The sequence below is a fragment of the Rhodosalinus halophilus genome, assembly GCF_003298775.1.
In the GTDB taxonomy this organism is placed as follows: domain Bacteria; phylum Pseudomonadota; class Alphaproteobacteria; order Rhodobacterales; family Rhodobacteraceae; genus Rhodosalinus; species Rhodosalinus halophilus.
Window position 1 is genome coordinate 1 of the sequence record NZ_QNTQ01000013.1, and the last position, 17,352, is coordinate 17,352.

Below are 17,352 nucleotides of genomic sequence, written 5' to 3' on the forward strand. Positions count from 1 at the left end.
CAGCGCAGCGGGCTTGCGCGCCTCGAGCCCCTCGAGCCCCAGCATCCCGACCGCTTCGGCCAGCTTCGCCTCGCGCTCGGGCTTCGGCACGCGGCGCACGCGCATCCCGAAGAGGATGTTCTCGCGCACGCTCAGGTGCGGAAAGAGCGCGTAGGACTGGAAGACCATCGACAGCCCGCGCTTCGAGGCGGGCAAGGGCGTCACGTCCCGACCGGCGATATCCACCCTGCCGCGCTCGGGGGTCTCCAGCCCCGAGATCAGGCGCAGCAGCGTGGACTTGCCGCACCCCGAGGGCCCCAGCACCGAGACGAAGGCGCCGTGCGGCACCTCGAGCGACACGTCGGCGACGCCGCCCCTGCCCTCCCACCGGCGGGTGACGCCGTCGAGCGCGACGTAAGCCTCGGAGCTCATGCCGCCGCCCCCTGGTCGCATGCAAGGCGCAGGCGATCCTCGACCGGCGCCAGAAGACCCGCGAAGGCGGGATCCGGGCGGGCGTCCAGCACGATCAGATCGGCGTCACCCAGATGCCCGCCGACCGCTGCAGCCCGACGGCCGAACTTGCTCCGGTCGGCCACGAGCACCGCAGTCCGGCTGTTCGCCCGGATCTGTTCGCGCGCACGGACCTCGGTGCTGTGGAAGTCGAGCAGACTGCCGTCGGTATCGATCCCGCCAACGCCGTAGATGCCGATATCGGCGCGATAGGCACCGAAGAGGTCGATCGCGGCCTCGTTCAGGAAGTCACGATCGGGCAGCCGCATCTCGCCGCCGGGCAGAATGACACGATGCGTGCTGTTCTCGGAGACCGCGAAGGCGGCGTTCAGATTGTTCGTCACGATCGTCAACGCCTCCTTCTTCGCAAGCGCGCCGGCGACGATCGCCGGCGTCGTGCCGATGGACACGAAGACCGTCGCGCCATCCTTCACGAGCTCCGCGACCACCTGCGCGATGGCCTGCTTTGCTGGAAAATTCAGCACCGACCGGGCGGCGTAGGGCAGATTCGCGCTGCCTTCGACGAATTCCGCCCCGCCATGCAGCCGTCGGAGCTTCGCTTCCCTGCAAAGCGCATTGAGATCCCGCCGGATCGTGTGCGCCGAGACACCGAGCTCCGACGCGAGCGCGTCCACGGATACGCGGCCGTGACGCTGCGCAGCTGCAAGAATCGCCGATCGCCTGTCCATCCGTGCACCCCCGGCGCTCATATGAGCATGCGGGAGTGACAGTGATATGAATGCCCGCTCCTGGCACGCAGGGCGCCTGCGGCCGGTTCTCGACGGGACGGGAGTCGGAACCGCGATGCCCCGAACGGAGACAAGGCGCGATCCCGACGGCCACGCCGAGACAAATGCGCACCGAGGAGCGCTCGCGGCCGCGGCCATCACGTCCGGCCCTCGTGGCCCCCTCGTTACGGGCCTGCCACGGTTGGTTCCGACGTCCTCGCGGTCTTTCTTTTCTTGTTTGTCGGAGGCGATATGCTTGCCGGATGGCAGGGCCCAGGGGATGAAGCGATACTACCTCGCCGCGACGACGGGCGCGCTGCTGCTGGCCTTCTGGTTCAGCCCGGCGCTGCAGGAGATCGCGGCCGGGGTGGCGATCTTTCTCTTCGGCATGCTGATGCTCGAGGACGGCTTCCGCCTGCTGGGCGGCGGGCGGCTGGAGCGGCTGCTGGGCGCGGCGACGCGATCGACGCCGCGCGCGCTTCTGTTCGGGGTCGTCTCGACGACGCTGCTGCAGTCGAGCTCGCTCGTCTCCGTCGTCACCATCTCGTTCCTGAGCGCCGGGCTGATCTCGCTCGTCGGCGGGATCGGCATCGTCTTCGGCGCGAACCTCGGCACGACGACCGGCGCCTGGATCGTCGCGGGACTGGGGCTGAAGGTGAACATCGCGGCCTACGCGATGCCGATGATCGCGGTGAGCGCGCTGCTGGTGTTCCAGAAGGCGCCGGTCCCACGAGGCATCGGCTACGCGCTCGCCGGGGTCGGCTTCCTGTTCCTCGGCATCCACTACATGAAGCTGGGCTTCGAGGACGTCCAGGGGCAGATCGACCTTGCGCGCTATGCGCTGCCGGGCCTTCTGGGCCTCGTCGTCTATACCGCGCTCGGCGCCGCGGCGACAGTCGTCATGCAGTCGAGCCACGCGACGATGGTGCTGATCCTCACCGCGCTGGCCGCCGGGCAGATCACCTACGAGAACGCCATCGCGCTCGCGATCGGGGCCAACGTCGGCACGACCGTCACCGCGATGATCGGTGCGCTGGGCGCGGGCTACCAGGGGCGGCGCCTGGCGCTGGCGCATCTGATCTTCAACCTGGCGACGGCGGCGCTCGCCTTGATCCTCGTCGCGCAGCTGCGCGAGGCGGTGGATCTCGTCGCCGCGCGCACCGGCATCGCCGAGGAGGATTTCGCGCTCAAGCTCGCCGTCTTTCACACGATCTTCAACGCGGCCGGCATCGTGCTGATGCTGCCGCTGATGCGCCCGCTCGTGCGCCTGCTGGAATGGCGCATCCCCGAGCCCGTGCCGGACGTCTCGCGCCCGCGCTACCTGAATGCCGCGGTGGACGATTTCCCCGAGACGCTGGAGAGCGCGCTGCGCAAGGAGGTGCTGCACCTTTACGACAACGCCACCAAGCTGATCCTGCACGGGCTCAACCTGCACCGCGAGGACGTGTTCGGCGCCCGCGACATCGGCGCGGCCGTGCGGGCCAGCCGCGCGCCCATCGACCTCGACATCGGCGACGGCTACGAGCGGCGGGTCAAGACGCTCTACGCCGCGATCGTCGATTTCGCCACGCGCGCGGGGGGCCGGAAGCTCGCGCCCGACATCGCCGCGCGGATCGACGCGCTGCGCGATCTGTCGGGCGGGCTGGTGCGCGCAGTGAAATCGGTCAAGCACATCCGCAAGAACGTGCTGCGCTACACGACGCGTCCGCAGGGGGCGATTACCGATCTCTACGACGAGCTGCGCACACAGGTCGCGCGGGTCGTCGTCGCGATCCGCGATCTGGGGCTTGAGGAGCCGGATGCGCGCAGCGTGTTGTGGCTCGACCAGGAGGCGGCGCAGATCGAGGCGGACGCGCGGTCGCGCAACGCCCGCGTCGGCGCGCTTCTTCAGGACGGGGCGCTGGATCCGGCGGCGGCGACCTCCTTTCTCAACGATGCGAGCTACGCGGATGCCGCGATGCGCGAACTCGTGACCGCCGCGCTTGCCTACTACGCCGAGGAAGACCGCGCGGTGGCGGAGGTCGAGGAGCTGCTCGCGCTCGACGAGGAGGAGATCGGCGAGGCGGCCGGCACGCCGGCAGCCCCCACCGGGGAAAGGACTGCAACAGGACTGTCACAGACGAAGGGTAGACTGCCGCGAAACACGGGCTCGGGGTCGTTGTGATGGGACTGAAGAAGCTGGCCGAGAAGGTTGCGGAGTATCAGCAGCGTCTCGAGGCCGGCAAGGCGCAGCGCATCGCGCCCGAGCACGTCGAGAAGGTGCTCGACAAGCTGCGCCGCAAGGAGGCCGACCTGCTCGCGCGGATCGCCGCCGAACCGGACGCGGAGGAACGCGCCGACCTCGACCGCAAGCTGCGCGTCGCACGCGAACACATCTCGCGCGCCGAATGGCTGCTCAGGGAGGTGTGCTGACGCCCCCGCGCCGCGTCAGTCGGTGCGCCCGCGCAGGCTCTCGATCAGGTCGGGATCGACGTTCAGCATCCGGTCGGCCTCATCCAGCACCGCGCGGCCCGGCACCACCGGCGCGACCTCGACCCCCTCGCTCAGACCGCGCACGATGTGGCGCAGGGCCGCGACCCGCGCAAAACGCTTGTCGTTGGCCGGGATGACGTGCCAGGGCGCATCTTCCGTCGAGGTCCGCGCGAGCATCTCGTCGATCGCCTCCGCGTAGTCCTCCCATTTCTCGCGGTTGCGGAAATCCTCGTAGGTGAGCTTCCACCGTTTCAGCGGGTCGCGGAGACGGCGCTCGAAGCGGGCGAGCTGTTCGTCGGGCGTGATGTGGAAGAAGAGTTTCACCAGGCGCGTCCCGTCATCGCGCAGCATGCGCTCGAAGCTGCGGATCTCGCCGTAGGCCGCGCGCCAGCGCTCCTCGGGCGTCAGGCCCTCGACCCGCTCGACCAGCACCCGCCCGTACCAGGATCGGTCGAAGACCGAGATCGCGCCCGTGGGCGGAAGCCTGTCCATGAAACGCAGCAGGTAATGCCGGTCGAGATAGTAGGGCCGCGGCGCGCCGATCGGCCAGACCTTGAAGCTGCGCGGGTCGAGCGCCGCGGACATCCGGCGGATCGTGCCGCCCTTGCCGGCGGCATCCCAGCCCTCGAAGACGATCACCGCCTTGTGGCCCGAGAACAGATAGGTCTGCTGCAGCGCGGTCAGGCTGCGCTGCAGCTCCTTGAGCGCGGCCTTGTAGGCCTTCCTGCCCAGCTTCGCGGAAAGATCAGCCTCGGCGAGGCTGGGTGGTCTGGCTGGGGATCGCTGGTTCATCTCCGCGGACCCGCCGATGCTGGAAACCCTTGGATCAGCCAAGCAGGTTTCGCGGCGCGGGGCAATCGAAGCGCAGGCAGCCTCAACGGGCGGCCTGACCGAAGGCCTCTGTCGTGCGGATGATCGCGGCGCAACGGCCGCAGACTGGCTCAGCCCCGGCGCGGCGCCGGCACGCGGTCGCCTTCCGCTGGCGGTCCTCACGGAGCCCGAAGGTGGTCGAGAGGACGATCCGCGGCAATACCCGCGCCGAGAGGGCGCTTGGCGCCGGGCTTTGGTTTCCCGCCGCCGAGGCGCGCGGCTGCCCATCAGCGCCAGTCGCGGCAGACGTATTTCACCTCCATGAACTCCTCCATGCCGCGCCGTGCGCCCTCGCGGCCGAGGCCGGACTGCTTCATGCCGCCGAAGGGGATGGGCGCGCCGGTCACCTTGGTCCGGTTCACGGCGACCATGCCGAACTCCAGCGACCGCGAGAGCCGGTAGATCCGCCGCGGATCGAGGCTGTGGACATAGGCCACGAGGCCGTATTCGGTGGCGTTGGCACGCTCAACGACCTCATCCTCACTGTCGAAGGGCGTCAGCGGCGCGACGGGGCCGAAGGTCTCTTCCTGCATGATCCGCGCCCCGTCGGGCACGTCGGCGAGGACGGTGGGCGCGTAGAAGAGACCGCCCTGCGGCAGCCTCTCGCCGCCGCACAGGATCCGCGCGCCCCGCTCCACCGCGTCGCGGACGTGGTCTTCCTGCTTGGCCACCGCGCGCGGGTTCATCAGCGGGCCGATGTCCGGGTCGTCCAGGCCCGCGCCCACGGTCAGCGCTTCGACCGCGGCGGCGAAGCGGCTGGCGAAGGCATCGTAGATGCCGCGCTCCACGTAAATGCGGTTGGCGCCGAGGCAGTCCTGCCCCGAGGTGGCGAATTTCGCCTTCATCGTCTCGGCCACGGCGTGATCCAGGTCCGCGTCCGCGAAGACGATCACCGGCGCGTGCCCGCCCAGCTCCAGCACCAGCCGCTTCACGGTGTCGGCCGACTGCCGGTAGAGCAGCCGCCCGATTTCGGTCGAGCCGGTGAAGGAGAGCGCGCGCACGCGCGCATCCTGCGTCCAGGGCTCGACGACCGTGGGCGCCTGCCCCGTTATCACGTTGAAGACGCCCGCCGGCATGCCGGCGCGCTCCGCCAGTTCCGCCAGGGCGAGCGCGGAGAAGGGCGTCTCGGCCGAGGGGTGCGCCACGACCGTGCAGCCCGCGGCGAGCGCCGCGGCGGCCTTGCGCGTGAGCATCGCCGAGGGGAAATTCCAGGGCGTGACGAGCGCGGCGACGCCCACCGGCTCCAGCCAGAGCTCGACCTCTGCGTCGGGCAGATGCGAGGTGACGCCCTCGATGTTGGGACGCTTCGCCTCTTCGGCGTAGAACTCGACGAAGGAGGCGGCGTAGTCGATCTCCCCCCGGGCCTCTGAGAGCGGCTTGCCCTGCTCGAGCACCATGATGCGTGCGAGATCCTCGCGCGCCGCGGTCATCAGCTCGAACCAGCGCCGCAGGATCGTGGACCGCTCCTGCGGCAGAAGGCGCGACCAGTTGGCATAGGCGCGATGGGCCTCGTCCACCGCGGCCGCGGATTGCGCGGCGGTGAGCGCCGCGACCTCGCCGCAGGCCTCGCCCGTCGCAGGATCGGTCACCGGAATCCGCGTCCCCTCGGCGCTTTCGATCCAGACGCCGGCCACATAGGCGCGATCCTTGAGCAGACCCGGCTCGGCGATCCCGGCGCGCGCGGCGGCTTCCGTCAGCATGGCGTTCCCTCCTCTCGCCTCCCTTCGGCGTGGCGCGTCGTCTGCGATCGGCACGGACGCCCGTCGCGGACGGCGCGGCGACTCGCCCGTCCGGAGAGGGGTATTCGTCATGCGCGCCGAAGTATAGGACGCGCGCCTGCGCGCAGGTCAGCCGCGCTCTTTCTCGTCGAGCCAGGCGCGGATGATCGCGCGGTGTCGCTCGGCGCCGTAGCTTGGGAAGTGCCCGCCGTGGACGACCCGCACCGGCAGGTCGTAGAGCCGCACCATGGAGCGGTAATAGTCGGCCGCGTCCGAGTGGTAGGTGTCCTCGATCAGCGGGCCGTCGTAGACGATGTCGCCGGAGAAGAGGATGCCGCTTGCGGCCTCCCAGAGCGCGATGCCGCCGGGGGAGTGGCCGGGGGTGTGGATCACCTCGAAATGCCTGTCGCCCAGGTCGATCACGTCGCCGTCGCGCACCGTCCGCGTGGCGGGCGCCGCGGTCACGCGGTAGGTCGTGGACTGATAAGGTTCGGGCGGCAGGCGGTCGAAGATCTCGTCGGTGACGTAAGGGTCGGCCAGCGTCGCCGCATTGGTGGGATTGGCCAGGATCTCCGCCTCGGCCTCGTGTACCACGCGGTCCGCGAACTCGTGGTGGCAGCCGATGTGGTCGAAATGCGTGTGGCTCGCCGCCGCCGTCAGATCGCGCTCGGTCACCAGCGGCACCCACTCGCGCAAGCTGACCACGCCCATGCCGCTGTCCACCAGCATGTCGCGGTCGCGTCCGCGCACATGCCAGCAGTTGCAGCGGTAGAAGGGCTGGATGAAGGGCTCGTCGATCAGGGTGACGTCGTCGCCCTTCGTCTCGACGCGATACCAGTCCTCGGGGCGGGCGCGTTGCATGGATCTCACTCCTCGGGAAACACGGCGAGGGCGTCCGGCTCGGCGTGAAGCGTCAGGACCGCCCCCTCCTCGGGCAGGGCGTCGGGCGGCAGATGCGCGACGAGGGTGAGGTCTGGCGCGGCCTCCGGCACCAGATGCGCGCGGCAGTAGGTGCCGAAGAAGGCCGCGTCGCGCACCCGCGCCGGGCCGATCTCGAAGGCGGCGGGCGCGGTGCTCACCGCCTCGGGCCGCAGGCAGGCGACGAGCGCGCCGCCCTCCGCGGGCGGCGTCGCGGGCAGCGGGCCGAAGGGCGTCTCCACCCGGCCCGCGACGGCGCGCGCGGGGATGCGGTTGATCTCGCCCATGAATCCCGCGGCGAAGAGCGTGCGCGGCTCCCGGTAGATGCGCCGCGGCGCGCCCTCGTCCTCGATCCGGCCCGCGTTCATCACCACGATGCGGTCGGCGATGGCCATCGCCTCCTCCTGGTCGTGGGTGACGTGGACGAAGGTGGTGCCCACCTGCCGCTGGATGGCCTTGAGCTCGTCCTGCATGGAGCGGCGCAGCTTCAGGTCGAGCGCGCCCAGCGGCTCGTCGAGAAGCAGGACCTCCGGCTCGACGGCGAGGCAGCGGGCGAGTGCCACGCGCTGGCGCTGCCCGCCCGAGAGCTCGTGCGGGCGCTTGGCGCCGGCCTCGCCGAGCCCCACGAGCGCCAGCATCTCGGCCGCGCGGGACATCCGCGCGCGCTTGCCCACCCCGGCCATGCGCAGCCCGAAGGCCACGTTGTCTGCAAGGCTCATGTGCGGAAAGAGCGCGTAGTCCTGAAACATCGTGGTCGTGGGGCGCTTCGCGGGCGGGACATGCGTCATGTCCTGCCCGCCGATCAGCACGCGGCCCTCGCCGGGCTCCAGAAAGCCGCCCAGCACCGAGAGCAGCGTGGTCTTGCCGCAACCCGATGGGCCCAGCAGCGTGACGTATTCCCCGGCCGCGATCTCGAGACGGATGTCGGAGAGCGCGGCGAACGCGCCGAAGCGGTGGGTCACGGCCTCCACGGTGACGGGAGCGGTCATCGGCGTCTCCTGAAGATCAGCACTTCGGCCAGCACGACGGCGGTGACCGAGACGAGAAAGACGACGCTCCCGATGGCGTTGAGCCGCGGCGAGAGCCCCGAGCGCAGCATCGACCAGATCTCCACCGGCAGCGTCACCTCGAAGCGGGTGAGCAGGAAGGCGATGATGAACTCGTCCCAGCTCAGCGTGACGGAGAGGAAATAGGCCGCCAGGATCGCGGGCGCGAGCATCGGCACGGTGACGAGGCGGATCACGTCGAATTCGCCCGCGCCGAGATCGCGCGCCGCGCGCTCGGCGTTCTGCTGTTGCGCGCCCATCGAGGCGTAGATGATCGCGAAGCAGATCGGCAGGTTGATGACGACGTGCCCGATCCCGGCCGTCCAGAGCGAGAGCCCGAGCCCCGCCCGCTGCACCACGATCAGCAGCCCGAGGCCCACGATCAGGTAGCTCACCGTCAACGGCGCGATCAGTAGCGCGCGCAGGAAGACCGTCCCCGGCACGACGTGCCGCGCGAGCCCGTAGGCGGCGAGAAAGCCCAGCGTCACCGCGACGGCCCCCTGCCCCGCCGCCACCACGACGGAGTTCAGCAGCGCCGCGGTCAGGTCGTCGTCGCCCAGCACCTCGGCATACCAGCGCAGGCTCGGCCCCTCGAAGGGCGGCACCGGGAGCGTCCCCTCCTGAAACGAGAACAGCACCAGAACGCCCACCGGCAGGTAGATGAAGAGGAAACCGGCGGCGAGATAGAGCCAGGGCAGCACGCGCATCACAGCCGGTCGATCCTCAGCCAGCGGGCGCAGGCGAGATAGGCGAGCGTGACCAGCGCCATCAGCACGATCGCGAGCGCCGAGGCGAGCGGGAAGTCCGCGCGACGGCCGAGCTGCACCATGATGACCTGCGGCACGGTGAGTTCGGTGTTGCCGCCGAGAATCTGCGGCGTGATGTAGTCGCCGATGCAGAGCACGAAGGTCAGGAAGGCCCCCGTCGCGATCCCCGGCAGGGTGAGCGGCAGGATCACGTGCCGGAACGTCTGAAAGGCGTTGGCGCCAAGGTCCATCGCCGCGCGGCGGTAGTTGGGCGACAGCTGCACGAGGTTGGCGTAGATCGTCAGCGTCAGCAGCATCACGAAGAAATGCACGAAGCCCGTCACCGTCGCGATCCGCGTGTTGGCGAGCGTCACGGGCTCGGCGACGATCCCGAGCGTCATCAGCGTCTGGTTCACCACGCCTTCCCGCGCGAGCACCAGAAGCCACGCGTAGGAGCGCACGACGTAGGATGTCCAGAAGGGCAGGATCGCCAGCAGGAGCGCCAGCCGCTGCCAGCGCGCCGGCACGCGGAAGGCGATGATCCAGGCCAGCGGATAGGCGAGCACGACCGAAACCACCGTCACCGTCGCCGTGATCTCGAGCGAGACCAGCACCGCGCGCCAGAGATAGCGCTCTTCGGCGAGTTCGAGGTAGTTGTCGGCGTGAAGCCCCCAGATCAGCGTGCGCCCGTCCAGCGTGGCGAGGCTCATCGCGGCCATCACCACGAAGGGGACGACGAAGAAGGCCGTCGTCCAGAGAAGGGCCGGGGCGGCGAAGCCCCAGCCCTTCAGGCTGTCGGCCCGCGCGCTCACTGCTGAAGGGTTTCGAGCCAGAGGTCCTGCATCTCGATGTCGAGGTCGGTATCCGGCGCCGGGTAGAGCTGCGTGTTGGCGAGATACGTTTCCTGCGCGTCCCAGCGCAGCACCTCCTTCTGCGCGTCGGTCAGGTGCTCGCCCGCCTTCATGTTGGCCGGCATCCCCCAGAAGCACGAGGAAGTGGCGAGCCGCGCCTGCCCCTCGGGGCTGACGATGTATTTGACGAACTCCAGCGCGAGGTCGGGCTTTTCGCTGTCGGCGAGCACCCCGATCGACTGCGACCAGCGCACCGCGCCCTCATCGGGGATCGTCCAGGTGAGCTCGGGCTGTTCCTCCTGAAGGACGGCCGTCAGCCATTCGCCCCCGCCGACCACGATGTCCACCTCTCCGGTGGCGAGCGCCGTCTGCGCCGCGACCACGCCCGCGACCGAGGCCGCGTTGGCGCGCATGTCGGACATGACGCCGCCGATGGTCTCCAGGTCGTCTGCCGTGATGTCGGCCGTGTCGATGCCCGAGGCCAGCGCGGCGAGGCCCATCACCGGAAGGTAGTAGTCGTAGATCGTGATGCGGCCCTCGTACTTGTCCGACCACACGGTCGAGAGATCCTGCATGTCCGCCGGATCGACGGCCTCGGCGTTGTAGGAGATGGTGTTGTAGCCGAACTTCTCGGTGACCGCGTAGGTCACGCCGTCGGCGGAGTTGTTCTCCTTCATCACCACTTCGGGGAAGAAGTCGGCCTCCGGCAGCTCGTCCTCGGGCAGGGGCGCGAGGATGCCGGCCTCGACCGCGCGGAAGACGTCGATTCCGTCGATCACCAGCACGTCCCAGTCGCCCGGGCGGGATTGTTCGAGCAGCGCGAGCGCGGCGCCGGTGCCCTCGTATTCGCGCAGGTTCACGGTGACGCCGTGTTCTTCCTCGAAGGGCTCGATCAGCTTCGGGTCGGTGTGATCGCACCAGACGAGCGCGTTCAGCTCCTCCTGCGCGGCGGCAGCGCCGGCGGCGAGACCCAGCATTGTGGTGCCCAGAAGGCGAGCGATGGCGGTCTTCATCTTTTTCTCCCTTGTCGCGGTCTGTTCTTCCGAAAAAAGTTGAACAGCTTCATTTTTATAGTCAACACTAAAGATGAAGCTGTTCATAGAGGTTTCCGCGGCACCGATGGCCGGATTGCGCGAAAGACAGAAGGCAGACCGCGAAAAGCGCATTCTGCAGGCAGCGGTGGCGCGATTCCGGGCCGACGGCTACCGCGCCGTGCGAATCGAGGATCTGGCCGAGGCGGCGGAAGTCTCGGTCGGAACCGTCTACAACTACTATCGCACCAAGGGCGACATCCTGATCGCCACCGTGACGATGGAGGTGGAGGAGGTTCTCGACGAAGGCGAGCCTTTGGTGGCCGACCCGCCCGACGGTGTGGCCGAGGCGGTGCTGGCGCTCATCTTCAGCTATTACGACCACTCGCTGGAGTATCTTTCCAAGGAGATGTGGCGCTCGGCCATGGCGCTTTCCATCGAGGCGCCGGAGACGCCCAACGGCCGGCGCTACCTCGAGCTCGACCGCCGCCTCGCCGGGCAGGTCACGGCGCTCCTCGAGACGCTGCAGGCGCGCGGCGCGGTGCGGGCCGATCTCGATGCCGAGGCGCTGGGCCAGTTGCTCTTCAACAACCTCAACATGGAGTTCATCGAGTTCGTGAAGGACGAGGGCATGACCCTCGCGCAGCTTCGCGCCCGCGTCGCACGGCAGGTGCGCCCCCTCGCCCGCATGATCGCCACGAAGGAGGAGCCATGACCCGCTACAACCAGCCGCTTGGCGGCAACGAGATGCCCCGCTTCGGCGGCCCCGTCACCATGATGCGCCTGCCCGCGCAGGCGACGGCCGAAGGGCTCGACGCCTGCTTCGTCGGCATCCCGATGGACATCGGCACCTCGAACCGACCCGGCACGCGGCTCGGTCCCCGCCAGATCCGCGACGAGAGCCGGATGCTGCGCCCCTACAACATGGCCACCGGCGCGGCGCCCTTCGAGCGGATGCAGGTGGCGGATATCGGCGACGTTCCGATCAACACCTTCGATCTCAAGAAGTCGGTCGAGATCATCGCGGAGCACTACCGGGAAATCCTCTCCCACGGTTCGGTGCCGCTGACGCTCGGCGGCGATCACACGCTGACATGGCCGATCCTGCGCGCGATGAAGGAGCGGCACGGGCCGGTCGCGCTCGTCCACGTGGACGCGCATGCCGATATCAACGAGGCGATGTTCGGCGAGGCCGAGGCGCATGGCACCCCCTTCCGCCGCGCCTGGGAGGAGGGCTGCCTGCTCAACGACCGTGTCTTCCAGATCGGCCTGCGCGGCACGGGCTACGCGCCGGAGGATTTCGACTGGGGCCGCGCGCAGGGCTGGACGGTCGTGCAGGCCGAGGAGCTCTGGTATCGCTCCGCCGCGCCGCTGATGGAGCGGGTGCGTGCCACGGTGGGCGACGCGCCGGTCTATCTCTCCTTCGACATCGACAGCCTCGACCCGGCCTTCGCCCCTGGCACCGGGACGGTGGAGCCCGGCGGCCTTTCGACCTGGCAGGCGCTCGAGATCGTGCGCGGCTGCGCCGGGCTCAACCTGGTGGGCTGCGATCTGGTCGAGGTCTCGCCGCCCTACGACCCCTCGGGCAACACCGCGCTGATCGCCGCGAACCTGCTCTACGAGATGCTCTGCGTCCTGCCCTGACGCGCGGACGCCACGGCCTCCGCGGGCGCCCGATGCCCGCTCGCGCCGGGTGTTCAGAGGCCGGGCAGCTCAACCAGATCGTCCAGGTAGCTCGCCTCCGCCCGTTCCCGCGCGATCTCGGAGAGATCGAGCTCCGCCAGGATCATCTCCGTCTCCTCGCCCGTTCCGGCCTGCGCGAGGGTCTGGCCGCGGGGCCCGGAGATCGACGACAGCCCGACGAAGGACATTCCCGGCTCGGTGCCTGCGCGGTTGCAGTAGCCGAGGAAGATCTGGTTCTCGAGCGCGCGCACCGCCACCATCTGCCGCGCGACGCGGTCATGGGGCGCCATGAGCGCGGTGGGCACCACGACGAGATCCGCGCCGGCCTGCGCCTCGGCGCGGACCAGTTCGGGAAATTCCACGTCGTAGCAGATGAGCACCCCCACCGTCGCGCCGCCGAGCCGAAAGCGGCAGGGCGCGTCGCCGGGCACGAAGGTCGCCTTCTCCCAGCCGCCGAAGAGCGCGCGCTTGTGATAGCGGCCGAGCTCGGCGCCGTCGGGTCCGAAGACCACCGCCGCGTTGCGCAGCCCCTCCGGCCGGTCGAGGTGGGTGCCCATGACGACGCCGAGGCCGGAGGCCCGCGCCGCCGCCCCCACCTGCGAAAGCGCCGCCTCCACGCCCGGCAGGCCGCCGGGGGCGAGATCGGGGATGTGATAGCCGGTCAGGAACCCCTCGGGAAAGACCAGCAGCGCGGCGCCCGCCTGGGCCGCGTCGTCGATCGCCTGTGCCGCCGCCGCGACCGTGGCGGTGAGGTCGCCCGGCGTTCCCGCCCCCTGCCAGAGTGCAAGCTTCATCGCTCCTCCACCCGTTCCGCGCCGAGCAGCCTCGGCAGGTTCCCGAACCGGCCGATCAGGCCGAAGACGGCCACGGCCAGCGCCACGAAGAGCACCGCGACCACCGCCATGATCGGCGTGTAGCCGTAGCGCAGGCTGTTGAAGATCTTGATCGGCAGCGTCTCCACCGTGAAGCCCGCGACCATGTAGGCGATGATGTACTCGTTGAGCGACAGCACGAAGGCGAAGGCGTAGCCCGAGACGATGTAGGGCAGGAGCAGTGGCAGGATCACCGTGCGCATCACCTGGCCCCGCGTCGCGCCCATGGTCCGCGCCGCCTCCACCAGCGCCGGGTCCATCGCGCCGAGCCCCAGCGAGAGCGTCACCACCGGCAGCGTCACGAGGAAGACCCCGTGCGAGACGATGGTCGCCGCCATCTGCCCGTACATGCCGATCGTCACCCAGAACACGAGAAAGCCCAGCGCCGAGATCACCGGCGGCAGCATGAAGGGCGCGACGCCCAGCGTGTAGAGCGCGCGCGACAGCAAGCCGCCGCGGGACCAGACATGCAGCGCCAGCGGCAGCGCCACCAGCACCGCCAGCAGCGCCGAGACCGCTGCGATGACGAGCGAGTTGCGCAGCGGCACCAGCCAGTCCGGCGACGAGAAGAGCGCGCCGTACCAGCGCAGCGACATCTCCGGCGGCGGAAAGAGCAGCGCCTGCTCGGCGTTGAGCGAGACCCCCGCGACGACCACGATGGGCGCGGCGAGCGCCGCGAGGATGACGAGGATATAGGCCGCCTGAAGCTTCCGGCTCATCGCGCGCGCCCCAGAAGCAGGGTGATCCCCACCATCGCGAGCGAGACGAGAAGCAGCAGCACCGCCATCGCCGCAGCGAAGGGCAGGTTGGACTGGAAGATCGCCTGATCCGTGATGTGGACCGACAGCGTCCAGTGCGCGGGCTGGCCGAGCACCTGCGGCAGCAGATAGACCCCGAGCGTGAAGACGAAGACGAGGATCGCCGCCCCGAAGAGCGGCGCGCGCAGCATCGGCACCGTCACCGTCCAGAAGGCACGGAGCGGCGTCGCCCCCATGATCCGCGCGGCCTCGCCGAGTTCCGGGTCGAGCCGCGAGACCGGCGGATAGAGCACCAGCACCGCGTAGGGCAGCGCGAGATAGCAAAGCCCCGTCATCAGCGCGAAGAGGCTGGGCGTGTAGGCGCGCGACTCCTCGATCAGCCCGAGCCAGGCGAAGAAGTTGCCGACGCCCGCGGTCTTCGACAGCAGGGTGGAGAGCGAGAATCCTATGATCACCTCCGAGAGCGAGAGCACCGCCAGGAGCGCCACCAGCACCAGCGTCTGCGCCCGGCCCCCCATCCGCGCGAGGATCACGGTGAAGGGAAAGGCGAGGGCCACGCAGATCGCCGCGGCACCCGCCGAAAGCGCGACCGAGGTCAGCAGGATCCGGCCGAAGAAGGGCGAGAGGAACCGCGCGTAGCTGTCGAGCTCGAATCCCGGCTCGTAGAAGCCGCCGGGCACGCGATGCGCGAAGCTCACGCCCAGCATGATCGCGAACGGCACGAGGAAGAAGACTGCGAGCCACGCCGCCGGGATCGCGGCGAGCCAGCCGGGCGTCGGCCTGTCCGCCCGCGCGCTCATGCCGGAAGCACCACGCGGGTGCCGGGCACGAACTCCACGCCCACGGTTTCGCCCACTGCGACCTCCGGGCGCGCGCCCGGCGCGTAGAGCGCGGTGATCTCGTGCCCCTCGTGCTCGACCAGAACCTGAACGCTCTCCCCGAGATCCCTGACAAAACTAATTTTTCCCGGCAGGCCGTCAGCGGACAGGCGGATGTCCTCGGGTCGTACGGAAAGCACGGCCTCGCCCGGGCGGGCCTTCACCCGGTCGCCCGGATCGAGCGCGATGCGCCGGCCCGAGACGGTGATCTCTCCCTCGCCGAGCTCGCAGGGCAAAAGGTTCGAGGTGCCGATGAAGCCGGCGACGAAGGCGTTCGCGGGATCGCGGTAGACCTCCATCGGCGCGCCCACCTGCTGCACGCGGCCCTTGTCCATCACGATCACGATGTCCGCCATCGTCAGCGCCTCCTTCTGGTCGTGGGTGACGACGACCGTGGTCACGCCGAGGCGCTGCTGGAGCTGGCGGAGCTCGACCTGCATGTGTTCGCGCAGGTTGGCGTCGAGCGCCGAGAGCGGCTCGTCGAGCAGGAAGAGCCGCGGCTCGATGGCCAGCCCGCGCGCGATCGCCACGCGCTGGCGCTGGCCGCCCGAAAGCTGGTGGATGCGCCGCCCGCCCATGCCCTCGAGCTGCACGAGCGAGAGCAGTTCGTCGGCCCGGCGCCGGCATTCGTCCCTGGGCGTGCCCCGGATCGAAAGCGGATAGGCCACGTTCTCGGCCACGGTCAGATGCGGGAAGAGCGCGAGCGACTGGAACACCATGCCGAAGCCGCGCAGATGGGCGGGCGTGCCGGTGACGTCCTCTCCGTCGACGGAGATCCGGCCCGCCGAGGGCTCTTCCAGCCCCGCGAGCAGGCGCAGCAGGGTCGTCTTGCCGCAGCCCGAGGGGCCCAGAAGGCAGACGAAGCTGCCGTCCGGGATGTCGATCGAGACGCCGTCGACGGCGGTGAAGCTGCCGAACCGCTTGGTCAGGCCGTGCAGGGAGAGTTCCGTCATGAAGTCTTTCCGTTGCGGGCCGGCGCCGCGGCGCCGGCCCTGTCGCGCGGCGTCAGCCGGTGACGATCTCGGACCACTTCTGGTTCACCCAGTCGGCCCGGTCGATGTAGAGGTCGTATTCCGGGATGATGGGCGCGATGTCCGACGAGACGGCGGCGAATTCCTCGTCCGTGAGGTCCGTCATCGCGCGCGGCACGGTGGGCGCGGTGCCTACGAAGCGCGAGAGCTTCGCCTGCACCTCGGGCTGCGCCATGTAGTCGATGAAGACCTGGCTCGCCTCGATCGCCTGCGACGCGCGCGAGACGACCCAGCAGCCCGAATCGAGCACCGCGCCCTCCTTCGGGAAGGTCGAGCGCACCGGCTTGCCGTCCGCCGCGGCGAGGCCCGTCACGTCGTGGTAGTACTGGCCCATCGGAATCTCGCCGGTCTCCAGCGCCTGCTGGAACTGGCCCTCGTCGCGGTACCAGAGGCGCACGTTGGGCTTCACCTCGGCGAGCTTCTCCATGACCTGAAGAAGCCCTTCCTCGGTCTCCAGGATCTCCTTGCCGCCGAAGTGCACCGTGGCCGTGATCTCGAGCAGGAAGGAGTTGGAGGCGAGCGCCAGCAGGCCCAGGCTGTTCTCGTTCGCCGGATCCCAGAAGGCCGTCCAGCTCTCGGGCGCCTGCGGGTAGACCTCGGTGTTGGTGACCAGCGTGATGAACCAGCTGACCGCGCCGGTGCCGTAGAACCGCCCGTCGTCGTAGGCGTAGACGAAGTGCTCGGGCAGGTTGTCCACGTTGGGCATGGCGCCGCGGTCGATCTCGGCCCAGAGGCCAGCCCGCTCGCCGCGGATGCGTGCGACCTGCGCCATCATCGACACGTCCGCGGGCGCCTGGCCCGCGCGCGCGGCCTGCTGAAGCTGCACGAGCCAGGCTTCGCCGGTGGGCTCGGGGATGGACTCGACCTCGATCCCGGTGGCCTCGGTGAAGTCCGGGTAGACGTGCGTGCGGAAGCTCTCCTCGAAATAGCCGCCGTAGGTGCCGACCTTGAGCGGGCCGGACTGCGCGCGCAGGACCGAGGGCGCAGCGAGCGTTCCGAGCGCCGCGGCGCCCGTGCCGGCGAGGAATGCGCGTCTCTTCATCATCTTTCGTCTCCCTGTGGTGCTGGACATCTGCAACAGCCATGGCGCGCCGCGCGGCGCAAAGCAAGTCGCCGGGCGGTCGTTTCTGCGCGACGGGCGCGCGCCGCCGATCTCGCGGGCAGGTGTCGCGTCATCCGTCGCGCGTCCGGATCGCGCAATCGGCAGTCGCCGGAAACACGACCGCGCTTGACAGGGTCGGCCCAACGATCCGAAGAATGT

General features: G+C 69.6%; 18 protein-coding genes. 4 read left to right on the plus strand and 14 right to left on the minus strand.

What is annotated here, in order from left to right:
• Together DRV85_RS13300 and DRV85_RS13305 are read right to left on the minus strand one after the other, a co-directional pair.
• On the minus strand, window positions 1–411 hold a 411-nt coding region (locus DRV85_RS13300), incomplete at its 3' end, for an ATP-binding cassette domain-containing protein (RefSeq protein ID WP_147238851.1).
• Window positions 408–1,199, minus strand: coding sequence for a DeoR/GlpR family DNA-binding transcription regulator (locus DRV85_RS13305; RefSeq protein WP_420820924.1), 792 nt, complete (start codon window positions 1,197–1,199; stop codon window positions 408–410). The genes DRV85_RS13305 and DRV85_RS13300, both read right to left, overlap by 4 nt.
• A 298-nt stretch (window positions 1,200–1,497) precedes the next feature.
• Here DRV85_RS13305 and DRV85_RS13310 point away from each other — a divergent pair, with 298 nt between their 5' ends.
• Both DRV85_RS13310 and DRV85_RS13315 read left to right on the plus strand, forming a co-directional pair.
• Window positions 1,498–3,381 carry a Na/Pi cotransporter family protein gene (locus DRV85_RS13310; protein WP_113289971.1) on the plus strand — a complete coding sequence of 628 codons (1,884 nt, stop codon included), beginning with the start codon at window positions 1,498–1,500 and terminating at the stop codon, window positions 3,379–3,381.
• Window positions 3,381–3,629 carry a hypothetical protein gene (locus DRV85_RS13315; protein WP_113289972.1) on the plus strand — a complete coding sequence of 83 codons (249 nt, stop codon included), beginning with the start codon at window positions 3,381–3,383 and terminating at the stop codon, window positions 3,627–3,629. Before DRV85_RS13310 ends, DRV85_RS13315 begins: the two co-directional genes overlap by 1 nt.
• Before the next feature lie 15 nt (window positions 3,630–3,644).
• Here the strand turns inward: DRV85_RS13315 and DRV85_RS13320 are convergent, their stop codons facing one another.
• The 7 genes from DRV85_RS13320 to DRV85_RS13350 all read right to left on the minus strand — a co-directional run bounded on the left by DRV85_RS13320 (window position 3,645) and on the right by DRV85_RS13350 (window position 10,851).
• Window positions 3,645–4,481, minus strand: coding sequence for a polyphosphate kinase 2 family protein (locus tag DRV85_RS13320; protein WP_113289973.1), 837 nt, complete (start codon window positions 4,479–4,481; stop codon window positions 3,645–3,647).
• Window positions 4,482–4,786: 305 nt separating this feature from the next.
• Window positions 4,787–6,259 carry an NAD-dependent succinate-semialdehyde dehydrogenase gene (locus tag DRV85_RS13325; protein WP_199525937.1) on the minus strand — a complete coding sequence of 491 codons (1,473 nt, stop codon included), beginning with the start codon at window positions 6,257–6,259 and terminating at the stop codon, window positions 4,787–4,789.
• A gap of 147 nt (window positions 6,260–6,406) precedes the next feature.
• Window positions 6,407–7,138: an MBL fold metallo-hydrolase gene (locus DRV85_RS13330; protein ID WP_113289974.1), complete on the minus strand. Its 732-nt coding sequence runs from the start codon at window positions 7,136–7,138 to the stop codon at window positions 6,407–6,409.
• A 5-nt stretch (window positions 7,139–7,143) separates the two neighbouring features.
• A complete protein-coding gene (locus tag DRV85_RS13335) occupies window positions 7,144–8,184 on the minus strand; it encodes an ABC transporter ATP-binding protein (RefSeq protein WP_113289975.1) in 1,041 nt (346 codons plus the stop codon).
• Window positions 8,181–8,948: an ABC transporter permease gene (locus tag DRV85_RS13340; protein ID WP_113289976.1), complete on the minus strand. Its 768-nt coding sequence runs from the start codon at window positions 8,946–8,948 to the stop codon at window positions 8,181–8,183. Before DRV85_RS13340 ends, DRV85_RS13335 begins: the two co-directional genes overlap by 4 nt.
• Window positions 8,948–9,799 (minus strand): ABC transporter permease, encoded by an 852-nt coding sequence (locus DRV85_RS13345; RefSeq protein ID WP_113289977.1) that lies wholly within the window; start codon window positions 9,797–9,799, stop codon window positions 8,948–8,950. Before DRV85_RS13345 ends, DRV85_RS13340 begins: the two co-directional genes overlap by 1 nt.
• Window positions 9,796–10,851, minus strand: coding sequence for an extracellular solute-binding protein (locus DRV85_RS13350; RefSeq protein ID WP_113289978.1), 1,056 nt, complete (start codon window positions 10,849–10,851; stop codon window positions 9,796–9,798). The genes DRV85_RS13345 and DRV85_RS13350 overlap by 4 nt, the downstream gene beginning before the upstream one ends.
• A gap of 73 nt (window positions 10,852–10,924) precedes the next feature.
• Between DRV85_RS13350 and DRV85_RS13355 the strand changes: the two genes are divergently transcribed.
• Complete coding sequence (locus DRV85_RS13355) at window positions 10,925–11,584, plus strand: TetR/AcrR family transcriptional regulator (protein ID WP_233495514.1); 660 nt, start codon at window positions 10,925–10,927, stop codon at window positions 11,582–11,584.
• A complete protein-coding gene (gene speB / locus DRV85_RS13360; protein WP_113289980.1) occupies window positions 11,581–12,513 on the plus strand; it encodes an agmatinase in 933 nt (310 codons plus the stop codon). The genes DRV85_RS13355 and speB overlap by 4 nt, the downstream gene beginning before the upstream one ends.
• A 53-nt stretch (window positions 12,514–12,566) precedes the next feature.
• Here the strand turns inward: speB and DRV85_RS13365 are convergent, their stop codons facing one another.
• The 5 genes from DRV85_RS13365 to DRV85_RS13385 are packed head-to-tail and all read right to left on the minus strand — an operon-like array spanning window position 12,567 to window position 17,136.
• A complete protein-coding gene (locus DRV85_RS13365) occupies window positions 12,567–13,346 on the minus strand; it encodes a carbon-nitrogen hydrolase family protein (protein WP_113289981.1) in 780 nt (259 codons plus the stop codon).
• On the minus strand, window positions 13,343–14,143 hold the full coding sequence (locus DRV85_RS13370; protein ID WP_113289982.1) for an ABC transporter permease: 801 nt from the start codon (window positions 14,141–14,143) through the stop codon (window positions 13,343–13,345). The genes DRV85_RS13365 and DRV85_RS13370 overlap by 4 nt, the downstream gene beginning before the upstream one ends.
• Window positions 14,140–14,982 (minus strand): ABC transporter permease, encoded by an 843-nt coding sequence (locus tag DRV85_RS13375; protein WP_113289983.1) that lies wholly within the window; start codon window positions 14,980–14,982, stop codon window positions 14,140–14,142. Before DRV85_RS13375 ends, DRV85_RS13370 begins: the two co-directional genes overlap by 4 nt.
• Window positions 14,979–16,013, minus strand: a complete 1,035-nt coding sequence (locus DRV85_RS13380; protein WP_113289984.1) for an ABC transporter ATP-binding protein — start codon at window positions 16,011–16,013, stop codon at window positions 14,979–14,981. Before DRV85_RS13380 ends, DRV85_RS13375 begins: the two co-directional genes overlap by 4 nt.
• 52 nt (window positions 16,014–16,065) lie before the next feature.
• Complete coding sequence (locus DRV85_RS13385; RefSeq protein ID WP_113289985.1) at window positions 16,066–17,136, minus strand: ABC transporter substrate-binding protein; 1,071 nt, start codon at window positions 17,134–17,136, stop codon at window positions 16,066–16,068.
• Window positions 17,137–17,352: the final 216 nt, after the last annotated feature.

What these genes read in the sequence shown, in the direction of transcription:
- DRV85_RS13305 (WP_420820924.1), bottom strand. Translation starts at nt 1,199, where the DNA reads ATGAGCGCCGGGGGTGCACGGATGGACAGGCGATCGGCGATTCTTGCA.
- DRV85_RS13310 (WP_113289971.1), top strand. Translation starts at nt 1,498, where the DNA reads ATGAAGCGATACTACCTCGCCGCGACGACGGGCGCGCTGCTGCTGGCC.
- DRV85_RS13315 (WP_113289972.1), top strand. Translation starts at nt 3,381, where the DNA reads ATGGGACTGAAGAAGCTGGCCGAGAAGGTTGCGGAGTATCAGCAGCGT.
- DRV85_RS13320 (WP_113289973.1), bottom strand. Translation starts at nt 4,481, where the DNA reads ATGAACCAGCGATCCCCAGCCAGACCACCCAGCCTCGCCGAGGCTGAT.
- DRV85_RS13325 (WP_199525937.1), bottom strand. Translation starts at nt 6,259, where the DNA reads ATGCTGACGGAAGCCGCCGCGCGCGCCGGGATCGCCGAGCCGGGTCTG.
- DRV85_RS13330 (WP_113289974.1), bottom strand. Translation starts at nt 7,138, where the DNA reads ATGCAACGCGCCCGCCCCGAGGACTGGTATCGCGTCGAGACGAAGGGC.
- DRV85_RS13335 (WP_113289975.1), bottom strand. Translation starts at nt 8,184, where the DNA reads ATGACCGCTCCCGTCACCGTGGAGGCCGTGACCCACCGCTTCGGCGCG.
- DRV85_RS13340 (WP_113289976.1), bottom strand. Translation starts at nt 8,948, where the DNA reads ATGCGCGTGCTGCCCTGGCTCTATCTCGCCGCCGGTTTCCTCTTCATC.
- DRV85_RS13350 (WP_113289978.1), bottom strand. Translation starts at nt 10,851, where the DNA reads ATGAAGACCGCCATCGCTCGCCTTCTGGGCACCACAATGCTGGGTCTC.
- DRV85_RS13355 (WP_233495514.1), top strand. Translation starts at nt 10,925, where the DNA reads ATGAAGCTGTTCATAGAGGTTTCCGCGGCACCGATGGCCGGATTGCGC.
- speB (WP_113289980.1), top strand. Translation starts at nt 11,581, where the DNA reads ATGACCCGCTACAACCAGCCGCTTGGCGGCAACGAGATGCCCCGCTTC.
- DRV85_RS13365 (WP_113289981.1), bottom strand. Translation starts at nt 13,346, where the DNA reads ATGAAGCTTGCACTCTGGCAGGGGGCGGGAACGCCGGGCGACCTCACC.
- DRV85_RS13370 (WP_113289982.1), bottom strand. Translation starts at nt 14,143, where the DNA reads ATGAGCCGGAAGCTTCAGGCGGCCTATATCCTCGTCATCCTCGCGGCG.
- DRV85_RS13375 (WP_113289983.1), bottom strand. Translation starts at nt 14,982, where the DNA reads ATGAGCGCGCGGGCGGACAGGCCGACGCCCGGCTGGCTCGCCGCGATC.
- DRV85_RS13380 (WP_113289984.1), bottom strand. Translation starts at nt 16,013, where the DNA reads ATGACGGAACTCTCCCTGCACGGCCTGACCAAGCGGTTCGGCAGCTTC.
- DRV85_RS13385 (WP_113289985.1), bottom strand. Translation starts at nt 17,136, where the DNA reads ATGATGAAGAGACGCGCATTCCTCGCCGGCACGGGCGCCGCGGCGCTC.